Here is a 17,935-nt window from a genome sequence, read left to right on the forward strand (position 1 = left end):
GATAATGGCGGATACCATTTCCAACACCAGCCTTGATGAGGTTGGCAGCGTTCTCAGGGATCTTGAGAAATTCGGCCAGTCTCCCTGGCTGGATTTTATCCAGCGCAGCTTCACGGAAGATGGCAGTCTGAAGAAGCTGGTGGAGGAGGATGGCCTGCGGGGCGTCACCTCCAACCCGGCCATCTTCGAGAAGGCCATCGGTCACGGAACGGAATACGATCCGCAGATCCGCAAGCTCCTAGAGGGGGAAGGACTTTCCCCCGGAGATCTGTACGAACATCTCGCAGTTGATGACATCCGCGCTGCCTGCGGCGTCCTGCATCCGGTCTTTCAGAAGACGAAAGGTCTGGACGGATATGTGAGCCTTGAGGTCTCGCCTTACCTGGCGTTCGACCCGCATGGCACCATCACCGAGGCGCGCCGTCTGTGGAAGACGGTCAGCCGCGAGAACCTGATGGTGAAGATCCCGGGGACGACGGAAGGATGCAGCGCCATCCGTGAAGCCATTGCGGATGGAATCAACATCAACGTCACGCTCCTGTTCTCGCTGGATGCGTACAAGGCGGTTCTGGAAGCCTATATTTCCGGTCTGGAAGCCCGCGTGGGCCGTGGTGAGGACATTTCCCGCCTGGCCAGTGTTGCATCCTTCTTCGTCAGCCGGATCGACGGCAAGGTCGATGCCGAGATCGACCGCCGCGTGAAGGCGGGAGACCCGGAATCCGCGGCGCTGAAGGCACTGCGCGGCAAGGTGGCCATCGCCAACGCCAAGATGGCCTACCAGTACTATCTGGAAGTTAAAAACACGCCGCGCTGGAAAGCGCTGGCCGCCAAGGGCGCCAACCCGCAGCGTCTGCTGTGGGCCAGTACGGGAACGAAGGACAAGGCCTATTCCGACGTCCTGTATGTCGAGGAACTGATTGGCCCTGAAACGGTCAACACAATCCCGCCGGCAACGTTTGATGCCTTCCGCGATCACGGCAAGCTCCGCGAGAGTCTGACGGAGAACGTGGACGAAGCCCGGCATGTCATGGCTGAGGTCGAGCGTCTTTCGCTGGATCTGGATGGCGTGACGGCGAAGCTGGTCAAGGAGGGCTGCGCGTCGTTCTGCGTGGCCTTCGATGAACTGCTGACAGCTGTTGCCACGAAGCGTGAAGCCGTTCTTGGAGACCGTCTGCTGCGTTTCAGTGCAGATCTTCCCGCTGAAATCCGCGATGACGTGGCGGCGGCCGAGAAGGAATGGAGTGTCAGTGGTATTCTGCGCCGGATCTGGAAGAAAGATCCGTCCGTCTGGACAAATGGCCCGGAAGCCGGATGGCTGAACTGGCTGAACATTGTTCAGGACCGCCTGTGGCATATCGACGAGCTGGAGGTTCTGGCCCGTGATGTCCGTACCCGCGGTTTCACGGACATCCTGCTGCTCGGTATGGGTGGATCGAGCCTTGGTCCGGAGGTTCTGGCCGAGACGTTCGGGCAGCAGAAGGGCTGGCCGAAGCTGCATGTGCTGGACAGCACCGATCCGCAGCAGGTGACGACGTTCAAGAATGCCGTTGACCTCAAGAAAACGCTGTTCATTGTCGCCAGCAAATCCGGCGGGACGCTGGAGCCGAACATCCTCTTCGCCCATTTCTGGGACGTGGCAGGCCAGGCTCTTGGCAAGCATCCGGGCGAAAACTTCATCGCCATTACTGATCCCGGCTCGCACATGCAGAAGGTTGCCGAGGAGAACAAGTTCTGGCGGACATTCTTCGGTGATCCGAAGATTGGTGGCCGTTTCTCGGTCCTGTCCAATTTCGGGCTTGTTCCGGCAGCTGCGGCTGGACTGGATGTCCGCAAGTTCCTGAAAGTAACGCAGCTGCTTGTGGAATCCTGTGACGGCAGCGTACCGCCAGCCGCCAATCCGGGTGCGACGATCGGGCTGATCTTGGGACATGCGGCGAAGTGCTTCGGGCGTGACAAGGTGACGATCGTGGCATCCGAGGGGATCGCCTCTTTCGGAGCCTGGCTTGAGCAGCTCATTGCCGAAAGTACCGGCAAGAAGGGCATCGGCCTTGTGCCGATCGATGAAGAGGAACTGGGCGCTCCCTCCGTTTACGGCAAGGACCGCGTCTTCGTGGATCTTCTGCTGGGTGACGACATGCCGGACAGCCGGTTGGGTGCGCTGCGTGAAGCCGGAGCACCTGTCATCACCGTGCGTCTTGCGGAGCCGGCACAGCTTGGACAGGCGTTCTTCCTCTTCGAATTCGCCACGGCGGTTGCCGGAGCGGTTCTGGGGATCGATCCGTTCGACCAGCCGGATGTGGAGTTCAGCAAGGTCGAGACCCGCAAGCTGACCTCGGCTTACGCGGAGAAGGGATCACTGCCGGCGGAAACGCCTTTCGCGAAGGATGGCAGCCTGTCGTTCTACGCGGATGAGAAGAACGCGAAGGCTCTGGAAGGTGGTGATGCTGTTGCCATCCTGAAGAAGCTGTTCGGTCAGGTGAAGCCGGGCGATTATGTCGGTCTGCTGGCGTATATCGAGCGTGACAGCAAGACCCGCGACTGGGCGCAGGCCGTTCGCATGGAACTTCGGGATGCGCTGAAGGTCGCCACGGCGGCAGAATTCGGCCCGCGGTTCCTGCACTCCACTGGGCAGGCTTACAAGGGTGGACCTGACAGCGGTGTTTTCCTCCAGGTCACCGCGACGGATGCGGCTGATGTTCCGGTTCCGGGGCATGGCTACAGCTTCAGTGTCGTGAAAGCGGCACAGGCACGGGGCGATTTCGAGGTTCTGGCTGCCCGCGGGCGTCGTGCGCTGCGGGTTCATATTGATGGGCCGCTGGCCGAGGGGCTGAAATCTCTCGCAACGGCAATCCATAAAGCGGTTGCAGGAGAATAATCCATGCGCATCGGTATTATCGGACTGGGACGGATGGGCGGCAATATTGCCGTCCGTCTGACACGCCACGGCCATGATGTCGTCGTACACGACCGCACGGCGGAAGTGACGGCTTCCATCGTAAAACGCGCGGAAGGTGGACGTGCCACCGGCGCTGCCAGCGTGAGCGAACTGGTGCAGAAGCTTGAAGGGGACGAGCACCGCGTGGTGTGGGTCATGCTTCCGGCGGGCGCCATTACCGAAGCCTGCGTCAAGGAACTGGGCGGCCTTCTGGGCAAGGGTGACATCATCATCGATGGTGGCAACAGCTATTACAAGGACGATATGCGTCGCGCCAAGACACTGGCGGAGAAGGGCATCGACTATGTGGATGTCGGAACCTCCGGTGGCGTGTGGGGCCTCGATCGCGGCTATTGCATGATGTATGGCGGCACGAAGGCCGCCGCGGATTACATTGATCCGATCCTTGGGGCGCTGGCGCCGGGCAAGGGAGATGTGCCGGTCACGCCGAACCGTGACAAGCCGGGCCTCGATCTGCGCGCCGAGCAGGGCTATCTGCATTGTGGGCCGGCGGGATCAGGCCATTTCGTAAAGATGATCCATAACGGTATCGAATACGGCATGATGCAGGCCTTCGCGGAAGGCTTCGACATCATGAAAAGCAAGAACTCCCCGGTTCTGGCCGAGGGAGACCGTTTCAACCTGAACATGGCCGACATCGCCGAAGTCTGGCGTCGTGGCAGCGTGGTGTCATCCTGGCTGCTTGACCTGACGGCGGAAGCTCTGGCCCGGTCTGGCGAACTGAACGAGTTTTCGGGTGAAGTGGCGGATTCCGGCGAAGGACGCTGGACCATTGAAGCCGCCATCGAGGAAGACGTGCCGGCGCCTGTCATGACGGCTGCCCTGTTCACGCGCTTCCGTTCCCGTTCGGGTAACAATTTTGCCGAGAAAGTCCTTTCGGCCCAGCGTTTCGGTTTCGGCGGACACGTCGAGAAGAAATAAGCCGCGGCTGCCAATGGGCAAGGGGAGAGGGACGCGTTATGCTCCGCTCCCCTTCTCACCCGCAGCCGAATGACAGGGGCTTTCATGTCCGTTGATCTCGATACAATCCACGCGGCTCTTCCATCTTTACCGGATCAGATCCGGATGGTTGTGTCCGATATGGACGGCACTCTCCTGACGCCTGACAAGACAATGACGCCCGCCACGCTGGCCATGGCGAAAGCCTTGCAGGAGCGGGGAATTCCGCTCTGCCTCGCCAGCGCCCGTCCTCCCGCCGCCATGATCCGCTATATCGACCAGCTTGGTCTGACCGGACAGAATGCCGGATTCAACGGAGGCATCATTTTCTCGCCAGACGGCACTGCGACCGTCAGTCGCATCCTTTCTCCCGACGTGCTTTCGGTCGTGTGCGACATGCTGCATGTTCATGGGATCGAGACCTGGTTCCTGCGGCAGTCCGAGTGGCTGGTGCTGGATGCCGCGTCACCCTTCGTCGAAAACGAGCGCCGCATCACGGGGCTGCAACCCCATCAGGTCGCGGATCTCAGGCAGCATTTCGATGGCATTGGCAAGGTCATGGGCGTGAGCAACAACTATGACCTGCTACAGGATGTCGAGACCGAACTGTCCTCTATGCTCGGCGGAGAAGCCAGCGTGCGCCGGTCTTCGGAAATGCTGCTCGACATCACGCCGGCGCTGGCCAACAAGGGCGAGGCCGTGCGTGAACTGGCGGCAGCGCATGGCGTCCAGCCGCATGAGGTTGCTTGTCTTGGCGATGCCCATAACGATCTGCCAATGTTCCGCGTGGCAGGGTTAACCATCGCCATGGGGCAGGCCGAGGACGATGTGAAGGCCGCCGCACAGGTGACCACTGACACCAATGAGCGCGATGGCTGGGCCAGAGCTGTCGAACGTTACATTCTTCCGAGGGTTGAAAAGCCATGACCACAGATATCCGACACGCCACGCTGGAAACGCTTCCTGATTCTGAAGCCGTCGCCCTGCGGATGGCCGATCTTCTGGTTGACGGGGTTCTGGCCAAGACGGAAGGAAAATTCCGTGTGGCGCTGTCGGGTGGATCGACGCCCAAACGCCTGTTCGAGCTGCTGGCTGCGCCGGCACTGGCCGCGAAGCTGCCCTGGGACCGGATCGAGATCTTTTATGGTGATGAACGCCATGTGCCGGAAGGCCATGCAGACAGCAACCATACGGTCGGTCACGCCACGCTGATCTCCCGTGTGCCGGTTCCGGCGGCCAATGTGCATCCCATTCCGACTGGGGGAACAGTCGCCGAAGACGCGCAGGCCTACGAAAAGATACTTCAGGTGGCGTATGGCGCCACGACACTGGACCCGAAGCGTCCTCTGTTCGATCTGGTCATGCTAGGCCTCGGCACGGATGGCCATACGGCCTCCCTGTTTCCTGGCCAGCCAGTCCTGAAGGAAACGAAAGCCTGGGTGGGGACGGCCGCGCCGCAGACCGCGCCGCATGAGCGCGTCACCCTGACCTATCCGGCCATCCGGTCAAGCGCGCTGGTGGTGTTTCTCGTGACCGGGGCGTCCAAGGTGGAAATGCTGCACCGACTGCGGAAGGGTGATCCGGCCCTGCCGTCAGCGCATGTGGAAAGTGACGGCCGGATCATCATTCTCGCGGATCGTGCCGCTATGGGAGAAAACGCATGACCGACCCGATGGACGTTCACAAGAAGACCGCTGCCCGCCGCGCGGCGGATATGGTGAAGAGCGGGATGGTCGTGGGAATTGGTACGGGCAGCACTGCCGCCTTCATGATCGAACGTCTCGGGGAGCGTATCCGTGAAGAAGGGCTGGAGATCGTCGGAATTCCGACTTCCGATGACAGTGAGGACAAGGCCGTTCATGCCGGGATTCCGCTGACGGATTTCGCGGCGCATCGCCGGATCGATCTGGCGATTGATGGTGCGGATGAAGTGCAGCGTGGTTCACTTCATCTTGTGAAGGGGCTGGGCGGTGCCCTGCTGCGCGAGAAGATCGTGGCGACGGCAGCGCGGAAATTCGTGGTGATTGTGGACGGACGCAAGCCGGTTGACCTGCTCGGTGAGCGGGCACCAGTTCCCGTGGAAGTGATTCCGTTCGGTTGGGAATGCACGGCAGAGTATCTCGCATCCTGCGGGGCACGCGGCGTGAAGCCCCGTCAGGACCGGAATGGAGGCCTGTTTGTCAGTGACAACGGGAATATGGTTCTGGACTGTCATTTTGGTCCCATCGAGGACCCGGAAGCACTGGCCCGGAAAATCGATGCGATCGTCGGAGTGGTCGAGCACGGCATGTTCCTGAACATGGCCTCCGAAGTGCTTGTGGCGACGGAACAGGGAATTGAGCGATGGGAACCGTAAGCTGCGTACCCGAGGGTCAGATTGGCCTTCAGCCGCGTTATCTGGTGGTCATGGGTGTTTCGGGCACTGGAAAGACCACGATCGCAACCGGTCTGGCAACGCGTCTGGGATGGCATTTTCAGGAAGGGGACGCGCTGCATCCGCCAGCCAATGTCGCCAAGATGAGCGCAGGTCATCCTCTGACCGATGAGGATCGCGCGCCATGGCTCAAGCTGTGTCATGACTGGCTTGAGGCACAGGTGAAAGCCGGACAGGGCGCCATTCTAACCTGTTCGGCACTCAAGAAGTCCTACCGTCAGCTCCTGTCGGACAACCTGCCGGTCGAATTCGTTCATATCCGGACGTCTCCCACGGCGCTGACCGAGCGGCTGGAACACCGGGCGGGGCATTTCATGCCGGCCAGCCTGCTGCCCAGCCAGCTTGCGACGCTGGAGGAGCCGACAGACGATGAGCCGGTGATCCGTGTCAGTGGAGAAAAACACCCGGATATCGTGCTGGACGAACTGGTGAAGTGCTTCCGGGGCAAGGCGTGACCGCTGAGGTCCGGGTTCTGGTCGATGCGGATGCCTGTCCGGTCAAGGATGAAGTCTATCGTGTCGCAGGCCGGTATGGCCTGCGCACCCTGGTGGTGGCGAACCGCTGGCTGAATGTGCCTCAGTCCCCGCTGATCGATCGGGTTGTCGTGCCGGATGGCATGGACGAGGCGGATCACTGGATCGCCGATAACAGTACGGCGTCTGACATCGTTGTCACGAATGATGTGCCGCTGGCTGTCCGCTGTCTGGAGCATGGGACATCGGTCCTGCGCCCGAACGGGGAGGAAATCGACGAGCGGTCCGTGGGAATGGTCTCGGCCATGCGGGATCTGATGCATGACCTGCGCGAAACGGGCGGCATCACGACCCATAATCCGTCTTTCGGAAAAGCCGACCGCAGCCGCTTTCTGTCCACGCTGGATACGCTTATCGTGCGAATCCGCAGGAAAGCTGCGTTATCTGCCATGTCAGAGCGATAACCTCCCCCGTTCTTCAGAAATCATCCACAGGGCCTTCCCCGAAGATGTTCCATGGATCTGGGGATAACCTCTTCCGCCTGAGGGCCACGTCATGAACCCGCTCCGTCTTGCCCAGCTCGAAATGTTCTGTGCGGTGGTGGAGGAGGGAACGGTTGTCGGGGCGTCACGCCGGCTCAACTGCGTGGCGTCCAACGTCACCGCCCGACTGCGGGAACTGGAGCTGCTGCTGGAACGGGATCTGTTCGTTCGGACGAAGGGGCGTCTGAACCTTACGCCGGAAGGGCGGCTGTTCTACCGGCAGGCTGTTCCTCTTATCCGGGGCGCGCAGGATCTGGCCGGTCTCTTCGCGGATAAAACGCCGCGTGGCATTCTGACGGTTGGAGCACTGGATGTGGCCTTGCAGGGTTATCTGCCCTCTGTCGTGCCGCAGTTTCTGGAGAACTGCCCGGGCGTGGAACTGCGGATGCTTATGCGTCCTACCTATACGATCGAGCGGATGCTGATGGACGGGGAAATTGACCTCGCTCTGACGGACGGTCCGATCGTTCATCCGATGATGGACAGCCGGTTTGCCTTCCGGGAGGATCTGGCACTTGTTCTGCCGCAGGGGCAGGAGGTGCCACAGGAAGGCCAGCATGTCTTCCTGTTCAATACGGACTGTTTCTACCGGCGTTATTTCGAGATCTGGCTGCGGAAGCAGGGTGTGACGTCCAGCATTATTCACACCGTCGAGTCCTATGATGTCATTCTGGCCTGTGTACGGGCGGGGCTGGGAATATCGTGTTTTCCGCAAAGCATTCTTGCCGGAGTGGCCGGAGAACGGCGTCAGGGGATGGAGATTCTTTATCCGGCCGACCTTCAGGGTAGTGAAGTCTATTTCGTATGGCGCGAGCCGGGAGTGACAGATCTGGCGCGGCAATTCGTCGATTTTGCCGAAAAGCTGCATTCATTCACAAAAAATGAATGATATGATGATTTATCATCACTTTTCCAAAGTGAACCAAATGGAGTGAGACTGCGTTCGTTGAATGAACCGCCGGCGACCCCACGCTCTTGGATGCAGGAGAAGGGACGAGCGCCGGGCTTTGAAGACGAACGGAGGCAGCATGACTGCAAAACATGATCTCTTCATCAATGGACGCTGGGTCGCCCCAAAGAGCGGGGAATGGATTGATGTTGAAAACCCGGCTACGAAACAGGTCATCGGTCAGGTGGCTCGTGGAACGAAGGCTGATGTCGATAATGCCGTAAGCGCCGCGAAGGCTGCTTTCCAGTCCTGGAGCCGCAAGACGGCGACAGAGCGTTCAGATTACCTGTATGCGCTGCGGGACCTCCTCCAGCGGGACAAGGACAAGCTGGCTGCGACGATCACGGCTGAAATGGGCAAGCCGTTGAAGGAAGCAGCAATCGAAGTCGATTTCGCAATCGGGCTTCTGCGGTTCGCTGCAGAAAATACTCTGCGTATCCAGGGCGAAATCATCCCGGGGAGTACGCCGGATGAGAAGATCCTGATCGATCGCGTGCCGATGGGTGTGATTGGTGCGATCACGGCCTGGAATTTCCCGCTCGCGCTCTGTACCCGCAAAATTGGGCCGGCAGTGGCGGCGGGGAATACCATCGTCGTGAAGCCCCATGAAATGACGCCGCTTGTGGCGCTTCAGCTTGCAAAGCTGGTCGAGGAAGCGAAATTCCCCAATGGGGTCATCAACATCGTCACCGGTGATGGCAAGGAAGTAGGCGTACCGCTCGTGGCGGACCCGGACATCCGGCTGATTACCATGACGGGTTCCACACCGGCCGGCAAAAAGATCATGGCGGCTGCGGCGGAAACGCTGAAGGAAGTCCGGCTGGAGCTGGGCGGAAAGGCACCGTTCCTCGTGATGGAAGATGCCGATCTGGAAAAGGCGGCGGACGCTGCCGTGATGGCCCGGTTCAACAATGCCGGCCAGGTCTGCACCTGTAACGAGCGCACCTATATCCACGAAGCGGTTTATGACCAGTTCGTGCAGAAGGTTCGCCAGAAGATCGAGGCCCTGAAGGTCGGCCTGCCAACAGACCCGCAGACCGACATGGGGCCGAAGGTCAGCGAAGCCGAGCTTGAGAAGGTTCATGAGATGGTCGAGCGCGCTGTCAAACAGGGTGCGAAGGTGGAACTGGGTGGCAAGCGCCTGACGGGCGGTGTCTATGACAAGGGCTATTTCTATGCCCCGACCCTGCTGACGGGTGTCACACAGGACATGGACATCGTTCATAATGAGGTGTTCGGTCCCGTCATGTCGCTGATCAAGGTCAAGGACTTCGATCAGGCGCTCTCTTGGGCCAATGACTGCCGGTACGGTCTGTCCGCCTATCTCTTCACGAAGGAACTGGGTCGTATCCTGCGGATGACCCGTGAGCTGGAATTCGGCGAGGTCTACGTGAACCGTCCGGGTGGTGAAGCGCCGCAGGGCTTCCATCATGGCTACAAGGAAAGTGGCCTTGGCGGCGAGGACGGACAGCACGGTCTGGAAGCCTACGTCGAAACCAAGACGGTCTATCTCAACGCCTGATTTTCTGAACAGTTATTCGTCGGGGGCAGTAGCCGGGTCTGCTGTTCCTACCGTTTTCACAAAAGGACAAGCATCATGGTAAAAGTCGCTGCACTGGCCACCGATGGCCTTGAAGAAATCGAACTGACCTCACCCAAGGAAGCGCTGGAAAAAGCGGGGGCGACCGTGACGGTCATCTCCCTGAAAGCCGGTGAATTTCAGGCCGTGAACAAGGACATTTACCCGTCCAGCAAGATCAGAGCCGATCTGGCTATCGCGGATGCGAACGCTGAAGATTATGATGCGCTGCTGCTGCCGGGCGGACTGGCTTCTCCGGATGCGCTGCGTTCCAACAAGGATGTCGTGGCGTTCGCCAAGGCATTCGTGAAGGCCAACAAGCCGATCGCTGCAATCTGTCACGGCGCGCAGACCCTGATTGAGGTAAATGAGCTGAAGGGCCGGACCGTGACGTCCTGGCCGGCGATCCGGACCGATCTGGAAAACGCCGGGGCATCCTGGGTTGATCAGACCGTGGTCACGGATGGGCCGTATGTGTTCTCCCGCTGCCCGGATGATCTCCCGGCCTTCAACAAGGCGATCATCAAGCACTTCAAGATTGGCTGAACGCCATCTGTCAGGGCCGATGGAGCAAAAAGGCCGGGAGTTACTTCCCGGCCTTTTCTTTTGCCTGCGGTGTGTCTGACGGGGCGAGAGGCTGGATTTTCCAGTGATCTTCCGGGGACGTCATGTGGACTGCGTGCAGTCTGCTGCCCGACAGGGACCAGCGGAGGGCCTGTTCTGTGGTGAACGAGCCGGAAATGCCGGGAGTCTGGCGATTCTGGAGCTGTGCCGCCTCAGGGCTCATTTCCATGAAGCAGCCTGTTTTATGTGACAGGTCCTGAAGGCGTTCATCCAGCCGCTGCGGTGGAATGGTCATGGGGAAAGGACCTGGCATGCAGGCGGCGGAGGCCTGCCCACAGGCCAGCAGGGCAAACCCGGCAAGAAAAGCATAGCGGACGGACATGGGCTTCCTTTCTGTCTTCTGTATCGCCGGAACTGCTGGTGATGCGTGTCCGGTTTCAGATGATCTGCCCGGATTGTACTCCGGTAGATCGAAGTTCAGCCTGCCATAACGGAAAGCGTCTGTCGTGGCCGTTCCGGACGGGCTATGCGGCCCGTCACTTGTAGTGGTCATTGCCACGATATTCCGGATGGGGTGGTTTTGCACATTATGCAGATAATCATGAATCCTGGCCGCCGCCGGTATTGAAGATGAAACGCTGCTGTCAAACGTCACGGTCTGTTTTGGTCCACCTGTCTTGAGGATGGGGAACATGTCCCGTTGAGCCGAGCACGGAGATCGGATGTCGTGCTCTTCGGGGCATTGGACCGGCTTTATGATGGGATCAACGAAAAGAAATGGCGCTCCGAATGTTCCCAGCGGCTATTATGGTTTTTGCGCATTGGGGCGATGAACGGGGCGCGAGGGCCTGGCATGAACCTAGGATAGTAGGTTCGGGCTGAGTGTCGATTTCAGCTCGGGCTGGATCGTGAGAATGTACGCCCAATTGTCAGCGATCATGGATCATGCCGGTGTCAGATCACTCTCATGGTTTGATGTGCTTTTAGCTGGGTGAGACCAGAAGCCGCCGGAACGGGGGCTGAAACACAGAGCGGCATTTTCACGTAGGACGACATGATGTCATCCCCGGTATGGAGCATTGTCCTGAGCTGGGTGGTTCTCTCTTTAATCGCCTGGAAAGAGAGAACCGTAGCCGGCCTGTTTTAGTTGATGCCGTCCACTGCGATGCGGCCGAGGGCCGGATCATCGGTGAAGAAGCCATCCAGTCCCATATCCAGATAGCGGCGGATTTCCGCGATCATGCCATCCGGGTTGCGGGCGTCATCTCCCGCCGTATTCCGGAGCTGGGCGGGAAGGAAATGGTTTTCCGGACGGGCGGTATAGGAGTGGACCAGAAGGCCGGCGCGATGTGCGTCTTCAATCAGGGTGGTCGGCTTCAGCCAGGCGCCCCTGCTGTCCCGGGGGATCAGGTCAGTGTTGGATGGGCCGATCACATCCGCATAGCGCCGGATATCCCGCAGCCCGTCAGGCGTCATCAGGTCGCCGAACGTGGTTTTCTTTCCGGCCGCCAGAATATCGGCCGGGATGTCTGTCCGTTCGCCCATGAGCAGCATCAGGCGGGTCTGCGGATTGATGGACAGGATCTGCTGACGGATGCGTCCGAGATTGTTCGTTTCGAAAGACTGGACTTCCAGCGGGGCCTGACAGGTGTAGTCATGAGCGGCGATGGTCCGGAGGAACGCCGCTTCCGGATCTAGGCCGAGACTGTGGAAATGGGTGGAATGCTTGATCTCGGGGACGAGACCAAAGACTTTTCCCGTCGCGGCGGACTGGGCGGCGACCTGTTCGATGACCTCTTCAAAGGTCGGAATCGTGAAATGATCGTTGTAGCGGGTGTTGTGAGCACGGATCTGCGACAGGCGTTCACGGGCGCGGAGAGTTTTGATTTCGTCCAGCGTGAAGTCGGTAGTGAACCAGCCGGTCTGCTGCCTGCCGTCGATGGTGATGGTGCGGCGGCGGGACGCGAATTCCGGATGGTCCGCCACATCCGTTGTTTCCACGATGTTGCTTTCATGACGGACGATCAGATGACCGTCCTTTGTCATGCACAAGTCGGGTTCGATGAAGTCCGCGCCATCCTGCATGGCTTTCGCATAGGACGCCAGCGTGTGCTCCGGGCGCAGGGCCGAAGCCCCGCGATGGGCGAAGACCATTGGCTTCGGGGCGAGGGACGGGGCTGCCTGCACTGCCGAAAGGCGCAGTGCAGGCAGGGCGAGCGGAAAAAGGCCCAGAAGATGGCGACGGGACAGCATGGTTCTCCTTTCGGTTGCCGGATTTTGCTTACAGGGCAGCGCTGATGCTCAGGAAGAACATGCGCGGGGCGATGGGATAAGCCGAGAACTGCCCCGAGGTCTGCGTGGCGTTGATGGTGGACCAGCCTTTGGTGTTGGTGAGGTTGGTGATGTTGCCCTGAACCTTGAGGGAGGCCAGGTGGGGAATTTCGTGAAACGTATAACCCGCATTTAGGTTGAACTGTGCGTAAGGAGCAGCCCACATGTCGTTGGTATAGGTGGCGTAACGCTTGCCGATCACGTCGCCGGTGAACTGCCCGTAGGCATGGCCCCAGTTGGTGGTGAAGACGAATTTCTCCGACCAGTCCGGCATGCCCACGACGTCTTTTCCAGCCGTATGGATGACGGATGATCCGGTGCTGTAATTATCGTTATAGACGGACTTGTTATAGGACAGGGCGTTGTAGAGCGAAAAATGCGGGCCGAAATGGGTGGTGAAGGAAAAGTCCATGCCATCCGTCGTGACCGATCCCACATTGGCCAGTGTCGTGGCGGACCCGATGATGGAAGACAGTGTCTGCGTCGTGGCGACAGCCAGCAGGCGGTTGGAGAAGTGGACGTGGTAGTACTCTACCTGTCCCTCGATGGCGGTCAGCGGGCCGAGATTGACCTGCCGGTGTTCGCGCAGACCCGTCTCGTAGGTCCATGATGTTTCGGGGCGGCCGTTCTTCTTGAAGTCCTCGAAAGCCTGCTGGCTGGTGGCGCCCCAGGGGGTGGCATTGCCGTAGCCAGCGTCTTCATAGGACCGCATGTTTTCTTGGATGTTGGCGAACCACTGCTCGTGTTTCGAGATGTCCCAGACCGCGCCGAAAGCCGGTAGGAACGGGTTGGTTGCGTCGATTTCGCCACCCGGGGCCGTTACGGCATAGGACGGGGAGAGGGAACCGGCTTTCGCAGCCACAGGCAGGGTGCCGTTTGTATAGACCAGTTCGGATTTGAAGCCGCCCATCAGGGAGAAGTGTTTGGAGACCTGCCACGTGTCCTGAAGATGGGTCACGAAGGTGTTGGTATAGAAATTGTTGGTGTACTGATCGATCAGCGCGTTCTGCTGCCGATCATAGGGTGTGGTGGGGTTGCTGGCGTCCAGCGGGTACCAGCGGCGGGCCTGCGTATTGTTGTTGCGCTCATACCAGCCACCAACCTCGATATGATGATTGCCGAGATGGTAGCGCAGCGTGGACATGATGCCGCCGCGGTTGTCCCAGTATTCCGTCGTGCGGGTGGCATAGCCCGAACCGCCGAAGACGCTGTTCAGATCCTGACCCGGATAATACGCGGCAAACAGGGTCGGCAGACCAGCGGCAGTGATGGGTCCGGCCACCACACCTTCGCCGAGGTCATGGTGATAATAGATCGAATTGTCCCAGTGGAGGTTGCTGTTGAAGTCATGCGTCCACTTTGCATAGGCGAGAAAGTCCTCGCGTTGGGCTGCGGAGTAATAGTTACGATAGTTGAGGCCTGCGTTCGTGTAGGCTGCAGAATTGATGTATGATTTTGCGTAATTGAAATTCGGATAGGTGAACGGGCGGACATAAAGACCATAGCCCTGCGGCAGGGTGATGCTGTCTTCATTGGGTTCGGCCTTCTGACTCCAGTCGAAGAAGGCGGAGAAATGGTCATGCTCGTCATTATGGACGAACTTGGCATTGACCTGATAGCCGCCCTGATGGCCTGCGAAGTCCCAGGCGCGGGCGTCCTGCCGGGAAAAGGATGCATAGGCCGAGTTGCCGTTTCCGAAATCACCCGTATCGACACGGGCGAAGGTCCGGAATGTGGACCAGCTCCCGAAAACCTGTTCGATCTGTGCGCCCCGCTTGTGCAGCGGATCCTGTGTTGTGAACTGGAGCGTGCCACCCAGATTGGATGTCGAGGCCGTACCGAGACCACCGGCGCCCGTCGAGATGGAGGCCATACCGATGTTTTCGCTGATGGCAGCACGCTGGGGCGAAAGGCCGTTGTAATTGCCGTAGTCCTGATCGCCCAGCGGAATGCCGTCCAGTGTGTAACCGAGCTGGTTCTTGCTGAAGCCGTGAACGTACAGGGAGGAATTCTGTTCGTTGTTGCCCCATGGATCGGCGTTATTGAACACGACGCCCGGCAGGATCTCCAGCGCCTTGATGGGGTTCACACCAGGCAGGATGCGCTGGATCTGGACGTGGCTCAGGGCCTGTTCGGAGCGGGTCCGTTTTGCCGTGATGACAAGCTGTTCGCTGCCGCCCTGAATGGCTGCGGCCTTGCGGGGGTCATGCTGGTGCTGGTGGGTACCATGCTTTTTCGGGGCGGGTGTGGAGGCCGCGGATGCGGACTGAAGCAGGGTCGCAACTGCAAGAGGGGAACAGAAAGCGGTTAGCAGCAGACGAGAACGCTGCGAAAGATGTGGCATGAAGGTTTTCCCGAAACGAGGCGCTGTCGAAACGGGCGGAACCTAACCTTAAGGCTGGAGAATGAGTGTGAAGGTCCTGTGAAGCTGGGGTGACAGAATGATGACAGCGTCGCCCCGGGTCAGGCTGTCTGCCAGCCCAGCCCGACAATGGCCACGCGGCGGCCGGCCGTTGTTTCCTGAAGGACAATCACCTCCCGTTCTTCCAGATAGGCGAGCTGCCGTCGCGCCCGTCCGAGGGAATGCGTTCCGTAGGCGCGGGCGAGCGCTTCGTCACCTGGACATGTTTCACTGTCCAGTGCCGTGCGGGCCAGCAGGAGAAACACGCCCTGCACGTCTTCGGGGAGAGTGATGGCAATCGCCTCGGCCTTCTTCCAGTCCTCGCTTTCCGCCCGCATCCGGTCCAGACCAGCGCGAATGGTGGCAAGAATACGCTGGAAGCGGCCCAGATCGAGCGCATTGCGGGACAGACCCTGGATACGCGCCCGGAGCTGGAAGTCCTGATACAGCGTGGCCAGTGGTTTGTAGTCCGCGCCGTCCCCTTCCGCGACTTCGGCGATCATGCTCCAGACCTGTTCGGGGTCCAGTTCGGTGGAAGCGGTGGCAGCCGCCGGTTCTTCCGTCGCACGTTCTGCGCCGTAGGCGTCAAGTTGCGCCAGAAGGTCTGGCGGTGGCGGGCGTGGTTCACGGCGGGGGCGGGGAGTGAATTCCGTGACGGGTTCAAGGATGATGTCCCGCAGGTCTTCGGCCGCGACAGGCTCCAGTGGCACGAGAACCGGACCGGTATTGTGGCTGGCCGTTTCGACCGGGCCGATGGAGACGAGTTTCGGACGGCGGGACAGGGCCGGTCCGAGCGCCATGAACTGTCCGCGTGCAAGATCGCGGAAGGATTCCGCGGCCCTGCGTTCCATGCCCAGAAGATCGGCGGCGCGGGCCATGTCGATATCGAGGAAGGTGCGACCCATGAGGAAGTTGGATGCCTCGGCGGCGACGTTCTTGGCCAGCTTGGCCAGGCGCTGGGTGGCGATGACCCCAGCCAGACCACGTTTGCGCCCGCGGCACATGAGGTTCGTCATGGCCCCCAGCGAGAGGCGGCGTGCCTCGTCGGATGTGTCGCCGCCTGCGACCGGCGCGAAAAGCTGGGCTTCATCCACCACGACAAGGACCGGATACCAATGCGCGCGGGGCGCTTCGAACAGACCGTTGAGGAACGCTCCGGCGGCGCGGAGCTGCATCTCTGCTTCGACCTGCTCGAGGTTCAGCACCACGGAGGCGCGGTGGGCGCGGACACGTTCTCCAGCGGCGCGGAGGCTGGCTTCGGACTGGTCTTCCACATTGATGACCAGATGGCCGTATTTTTCCGCCAGGGTGACAAAATCGCCTTCGGGGTCGATCATCACCTGCTGGACGAGGGTTGCCGTCTGTTCTAGCAGGCGACGCAGGAGATGCGATTTTCCGGAGCCGGAATTCCCCTGGACGAGCAGGCGCGTGGCCAGCAGTTCCGGCAGGTCGATGCAGGTGTCCGAGCCGTTGCGGCCCTTTCCGAGAACGATGGATGTCATGGCGTCAGCGGATAGCGGAATATGACGATTCTAGCCACCCAAGGATCCCGTTTGCAGCAGCATGAGCGGTGGAAAAACATCCCTGAAGCAGATAGCCTCCTGTCGGTGCCTCCCAGTCCAGAATCTCTCCTGCCGCAAAGACACCGGGGTAATTGCGGAGCATGAATCGCGCGTCCAGTGCGTCTTGTCGCAGACCGCCGGAAGTGGAAATCGCGCGGTCGAGCGTGTCCGTGCCGGTCAGGGTGAGGGGCAGGGCCTTGAGCGCGGCGGCAAGCTGCTGTGGTGTGGCATGTTTGGGTGTGCCGTTGCGCAGGAGGGCGCGGGACAGACCGTCCAGCGCCAGCGCCTTGCGCAGGCGGTTGGACTGGCTCTCCCGCGGGCGCTGGGCCAGAAGACGTTGCAGGATCGCGTTCTGATCCAGCGCAGGGCGCAGGTCGAGGGTAAGGGTGGCCTGTCCCGTCCGCGCGATGGCCTCCCGGAGCGGAGCGGACAGGGCATAGAGTGCCGAGCCTTCAAGACCGCGCGTGGTGACGGTTAGATCGCCCCGCGTTTTCCGGCCTTCGAAAGAGAGCATGACGGAGTGCAGGACGCTGCCGTCATGCTGATCGAGGAAGTCGGGTGTCCAGTCCGGTCGGAAACCGCAGTTGGCGGGAGCGAAGGATGCGGTTTCGTCCGGGAACAGCGTGGCCCATGCACCATTGGAGCCCAGGCGGGACCAGCTTGCCCCGCCCATGGCCAGAAGCGTGGCATCGGCCTGAACGGATCGTGGTCCATCCGGTGTTTCGAAGCGCAGGGTGTTTCCTTCCCATCCTGCGAAGTTATGACGGGTGTGGAACTGGACGCCACGTGCCGTCAGCCGGGCGAGCCAGGCACGGAGAAGGGGAGATGCTTTCATGCTTTTCGGAAAGATGCGCCCGGAACTGCCCGTAAAGCACGGCTGGCCAAGCTCTTCGGCCCAGTGGCGTAGGGCTTCGGGCGGGAACGCGCGGATGGCGGGTTCGAGCCAGTCCTGCGCCGTTCCATATCTGGAGAGGAAGCGGTCAAGAGGTTCGGCATGGGTGAGGTTCAGGCCGCTCCGTCCTGCCATCAGCAGCTTGCGGCTAACGCTGGGCATCCGGTCGAAGACCTGCACAGCGCAGCCGTGCCGGGACAGGATGTCAGCCGCAAAAAGGCCTGCCGGGCCGGCGCCGATGATGGCGATGGAGCGAGAAGTGTTCATGCGGCCCTGATTGCCATGAGGCGCGGCTTTTGTCAGGTTCCGGAAC

At 60.3% G+C, this 17,935-nt stretch carries 15 protein-coding genes; 10 read left to right on the plus strand and 5 right to left on the minus strand.

Annotation, left to right across the window (positions count from 1 at the left end):
• Positions 1-4: 4 nt before the first annotated feature.
• From GMO_RS01850 to GMO_RS01895, 10 genes are all read left to right on the plus strand, one after another.
• Positions 5-2,875: a bifunctional transaldolase/phosoglucose isomerase gene (locus tag GMO_RS01850; protein ID WP_008850547.1), complete on the plus strand. Its 2,871-nt coding sequence runs from the start codon at positions 5-7 to the stop codon at positions 2,873-2,875.
• A 3-nt stretch (positions 2,876-2,878) separates the two neighbouring features.
• A complete protein-coding gene (gnd, locus tag GMO_RS01855) occupies positions 2,879-3,877 on the plus strand; it encodes a phosphogluconate dehydrogenase (NAD(+)-dependent, decarboxylating) (RefSeq protein ID WP_008850548.1) in 999 nt (332 codons plus the stop codon).
• Positions 3,878-3,961: 84 nt separating this feature from the next.
• Positions 3,962-4,822, plus strand: a complete 861-nt coding sequence (locus GMO_RS01860; protein ID WP_040507353.1) for a Cof-type HAD-IIB family hydrolase — start codon at positions 3,962-3,964, stop codon at positions 4,820-4,822.
• Positions 4,819-5,559 carry a 6-phosphogluconolactonase gene (gene pgl / locus GMO_RS01865; RefSeq protein ID WP_008850550.1) on the plus strand — a complete coding sequence of 247 codons (741 nt, stop codon included), beginning with the start codon at positions 4,819-4,821 and terminating at the stop codon, positions 5,557-5,559. Before GMO_RS01860 ends, pgl begins: the two co-directional genes overlap by 4 nt.
• The gene (rpiA, locus tag GMO_RS01870; protein WP_008850551.1) at positions 5,556-6,251 is read left to right on the plus strand and encodes a ribose 5-phosphate isomerase A; all 696 of its coding nucleotides are present in this window, start codon (positions 5,556-5,558) and stop codon (positions 6,249-6,251) included. The genes pgl and rpiA overlap by 4 nt, the downstream gene beginning before the upstream one ends.
• The gene (locus tag GMO_RS01875) at positions 6,239-6,784 is read left to right on the plus strand and encodes a gluconokinase (RefSeq protein ID WP_040507354.1); all 546 of its coding nucleotides are present in this window, start codon (positions 6,239-6,241) and stop codon (positions 6,782-6,784) included. Before rpiA ends, GMO_RS01875 begins: the two co-directional genes overlap by 13 nt.
• Positions 6,781-7,266 carry a YaiI/YqxD family protein gene (locus GMO_RS01880; protein WP_008850553.1) on the plus strand — a complete coding sequence of 162 codons (486 nt, stop codon included), beginning with the start codon at positions 6,781-6,783 and terminating at the stop codon, positions 7,264-7,266. Before GMO_RS01875 ends, GMO_RS01880 begins: the two co-directional genes overlap by 4 nt.
• A 91-nt stretch (positions 7,267-7,357) precedes the next feature.
• A complete protein-coding gene (locus GMO_RS01885; RefSeq protein ID WP_008850554.1) occupies positions 7,358-8,233 on the plus strand; it encodes a LysR family transcriptional regulator in 876 nt (291 codons plus the stop codon).
• 139 nt (positions 8,234-8,372) lie between these two features.
• The gene (aldA, locus tag GMO_RS01890) at positions 8,373-9,815 is read left to right on the plus strand and encodes an aldehyde dehydrogenase (RefSeq protein ID WP_040507649.1); all 1,443 of its coding nucleotides are present in this window, start codon (positions 8,373-8,375) and stop codon (positions 9,813-9,815) included.
• A 75-nt stretch (positions 9,816-9,890) separates the two neighbouring features.
• A complete protein-coding gene (locus tag GMO_RS01895; protein ID WP_008850556.1) occupies positions 9,891-10,418 on the plus strand; it encodes a type 1 glutamine amidotransferase domain-containing protein in 528 nt (175 codons plus the stop codon).
• A gap of 40 nt (positions 10,419-10,458) precedes the next feature.
• Here the strand turns inward: GMO_RS01895 and GMO_RS01900 are convergent, their stop codons facing one another.
• The 5 genes from GMO_RS01900 to GMO_RS01920 form a co-directional block, all read right to left on the minus strand.
• Positions 10,459-10,818: a hypothetical protein gene (locus tag GMO_RS01900; RefSeq protein ID WP_245528407.1), complete on the minus strand. Its 360-nt coding sequence runs from the start codon at positions 10,816-10,818 to the stop codon at positions 10,459-10,461.
• A gap of 761 nt (positions 10,819-11,579) precedes the next feature.
• Complete coding sequence (locus tag GMO_RS01905; RefSeq protein WP_008850559.1) at positions 11,580-12,689, minus strand: glycerophosphodiester phosphodiesterase family protein; 1,110 nt, start codon at positions 12,687-12,689, stop codon at positions 11,580-11,582.
• A gap of 28 nt (positions 12,690-12,717) precedes the next feature.
• The gene (locus GMO_RS01910; protein WP_008850560.1) at positions 12,718-15,111 is read right to left on the minus strand and encodes a TonB-dependent receptor; all 2,394 of its coding nucleotides are present in this window, start codon (positions 15,109-15,111) and stop codon (positions 12,718-12,720) included.
• A 119-nt stretch (positions 15,112-15,230) separates the two neighbouring features.
• Positions 15,231-16,670, minus strand: coding sequence for an ATP-binding protein (locus GMO_RS01915; protein WP_008850561.1), 1,440 nt, complete (start codon positions 16,668-16,670; stop codon positions 15,231-15,233).
• Positions 16,671-16,674: 4 nt separating this feature from the next.
• The gene (locus GMO_RS01920; protein ID WP_040507652.1) at positions 16,675-17,889 is read right to left on the minus strand and encodes a TIGR03862 family flavoprotein; all 1,215 of its coding nucleotides are present in this window, start codon (positions 17,887-17,889) and stop codon (positions 16,675-16,677) included.
• Positions 17,890-17,935 lie beyond the last annotated feature (46 nt).

This window comes from Gluconobacter morbifer G707, from assembly GCF_000234355.1.
GTDB lineage: Bacteria > Pseudomonadota > Alphaproteobacteria > Acetobacterales > Acetobacteraceae > Gluconobacter > Gluconobacter morbifer.

Coding starts and splice junctions, on each gene's coding strand:
- GMO_RS01850 (WP_008850547.1), top strand. CDS start 5: ATGGCGGATACCATTTCCAACACCAGCCTTGATGAGGTTGGCAGCGTT.
- gnd (WP_008850548.1), top strand. CDS start 2,879: ATGCGCATCGGTATTATCGGACTGGGACGGATGGGCGGCAATATTGCC.
- GMO_RS01860 (WP_040507353.1), top strand. CDS start 3,962: ATGTCCGTTGATCTCGATACAATCCACGCGGCTCTTCCATCTTTACCG.
- pgl (WP_008850550.1), top strand. CDS start 4,819: ATGACCACAGATATCCGACACGCCACGCTGGAAACGCTTCCTGATTCT.
- rpiA (WP_008850551.1), top strand. CDS start 5,556: ATGACCGACCCGATGGACGTTCACAAGAAGACCGCTGCCCGCCGCGCG.
- GMO_RS01875 (WP_040507354.1), top strand. CDS start 6,239: ATGGGAACCGTAAGCTGCGTACCCGAGGGTCAGATTGGCCTTCAGCCG.
- GMO_RS01885 (WP_008850554.1), top strand. CDS start 7,358: ATGAACCCGCTCCGTCTTGCCCAGCTCGAAATGTTCTGTGCGGTGGTG.
- aldA (WP_040507649.1), top strand. CDS start 8,373: ATGACTGCAAAACATGATCTCTTCATCAATGGACGCTGGGTCGCCCCA.
- GMO_RS01895 (WP_008850556.1), top strand. CDS start 9,891: ATGGTAAAAGTCGCTGCACTGGCCACCGATGGCCTTGAAGAAATCGAA.
- GMO_RS01900 (WP_245528407.1), bottom strand. CDS start 10,818: ATGTCCGTCCGCTATGCTTTTCTTGCCGGGTTTGCCCTGCTGGCCTGT.
- GMO_RS01905 (WP_008850559.1), bottom strand. CDS start 12,689: ATGCTGTCCCGTCGCCATCTTCTGGGCCTTTTTCCGCTCGCCCTGCCT.
- GMO_RS01910 (WP_008850560.1), bottom strand. CDS start 15,111: ATGCCACATCTTTCGCAGCGTTCTCGTCTGCTGCTAACCGCTTTCTGT.
- GMO_RS01915 (WP_008850561.1), bottom strand. CDS start 16,670: ATGACATCCATCGTTCTCGGAAAGGGCCGCAACGGCTCGGACACCTGC.
- GMO_RS01920 (WP_040507652.1), bottom strand. CDS start 17,889: ATGAACACTTCTCGCTCCATCGCCATCATCGGCGCCGGCCCGGCAGGC.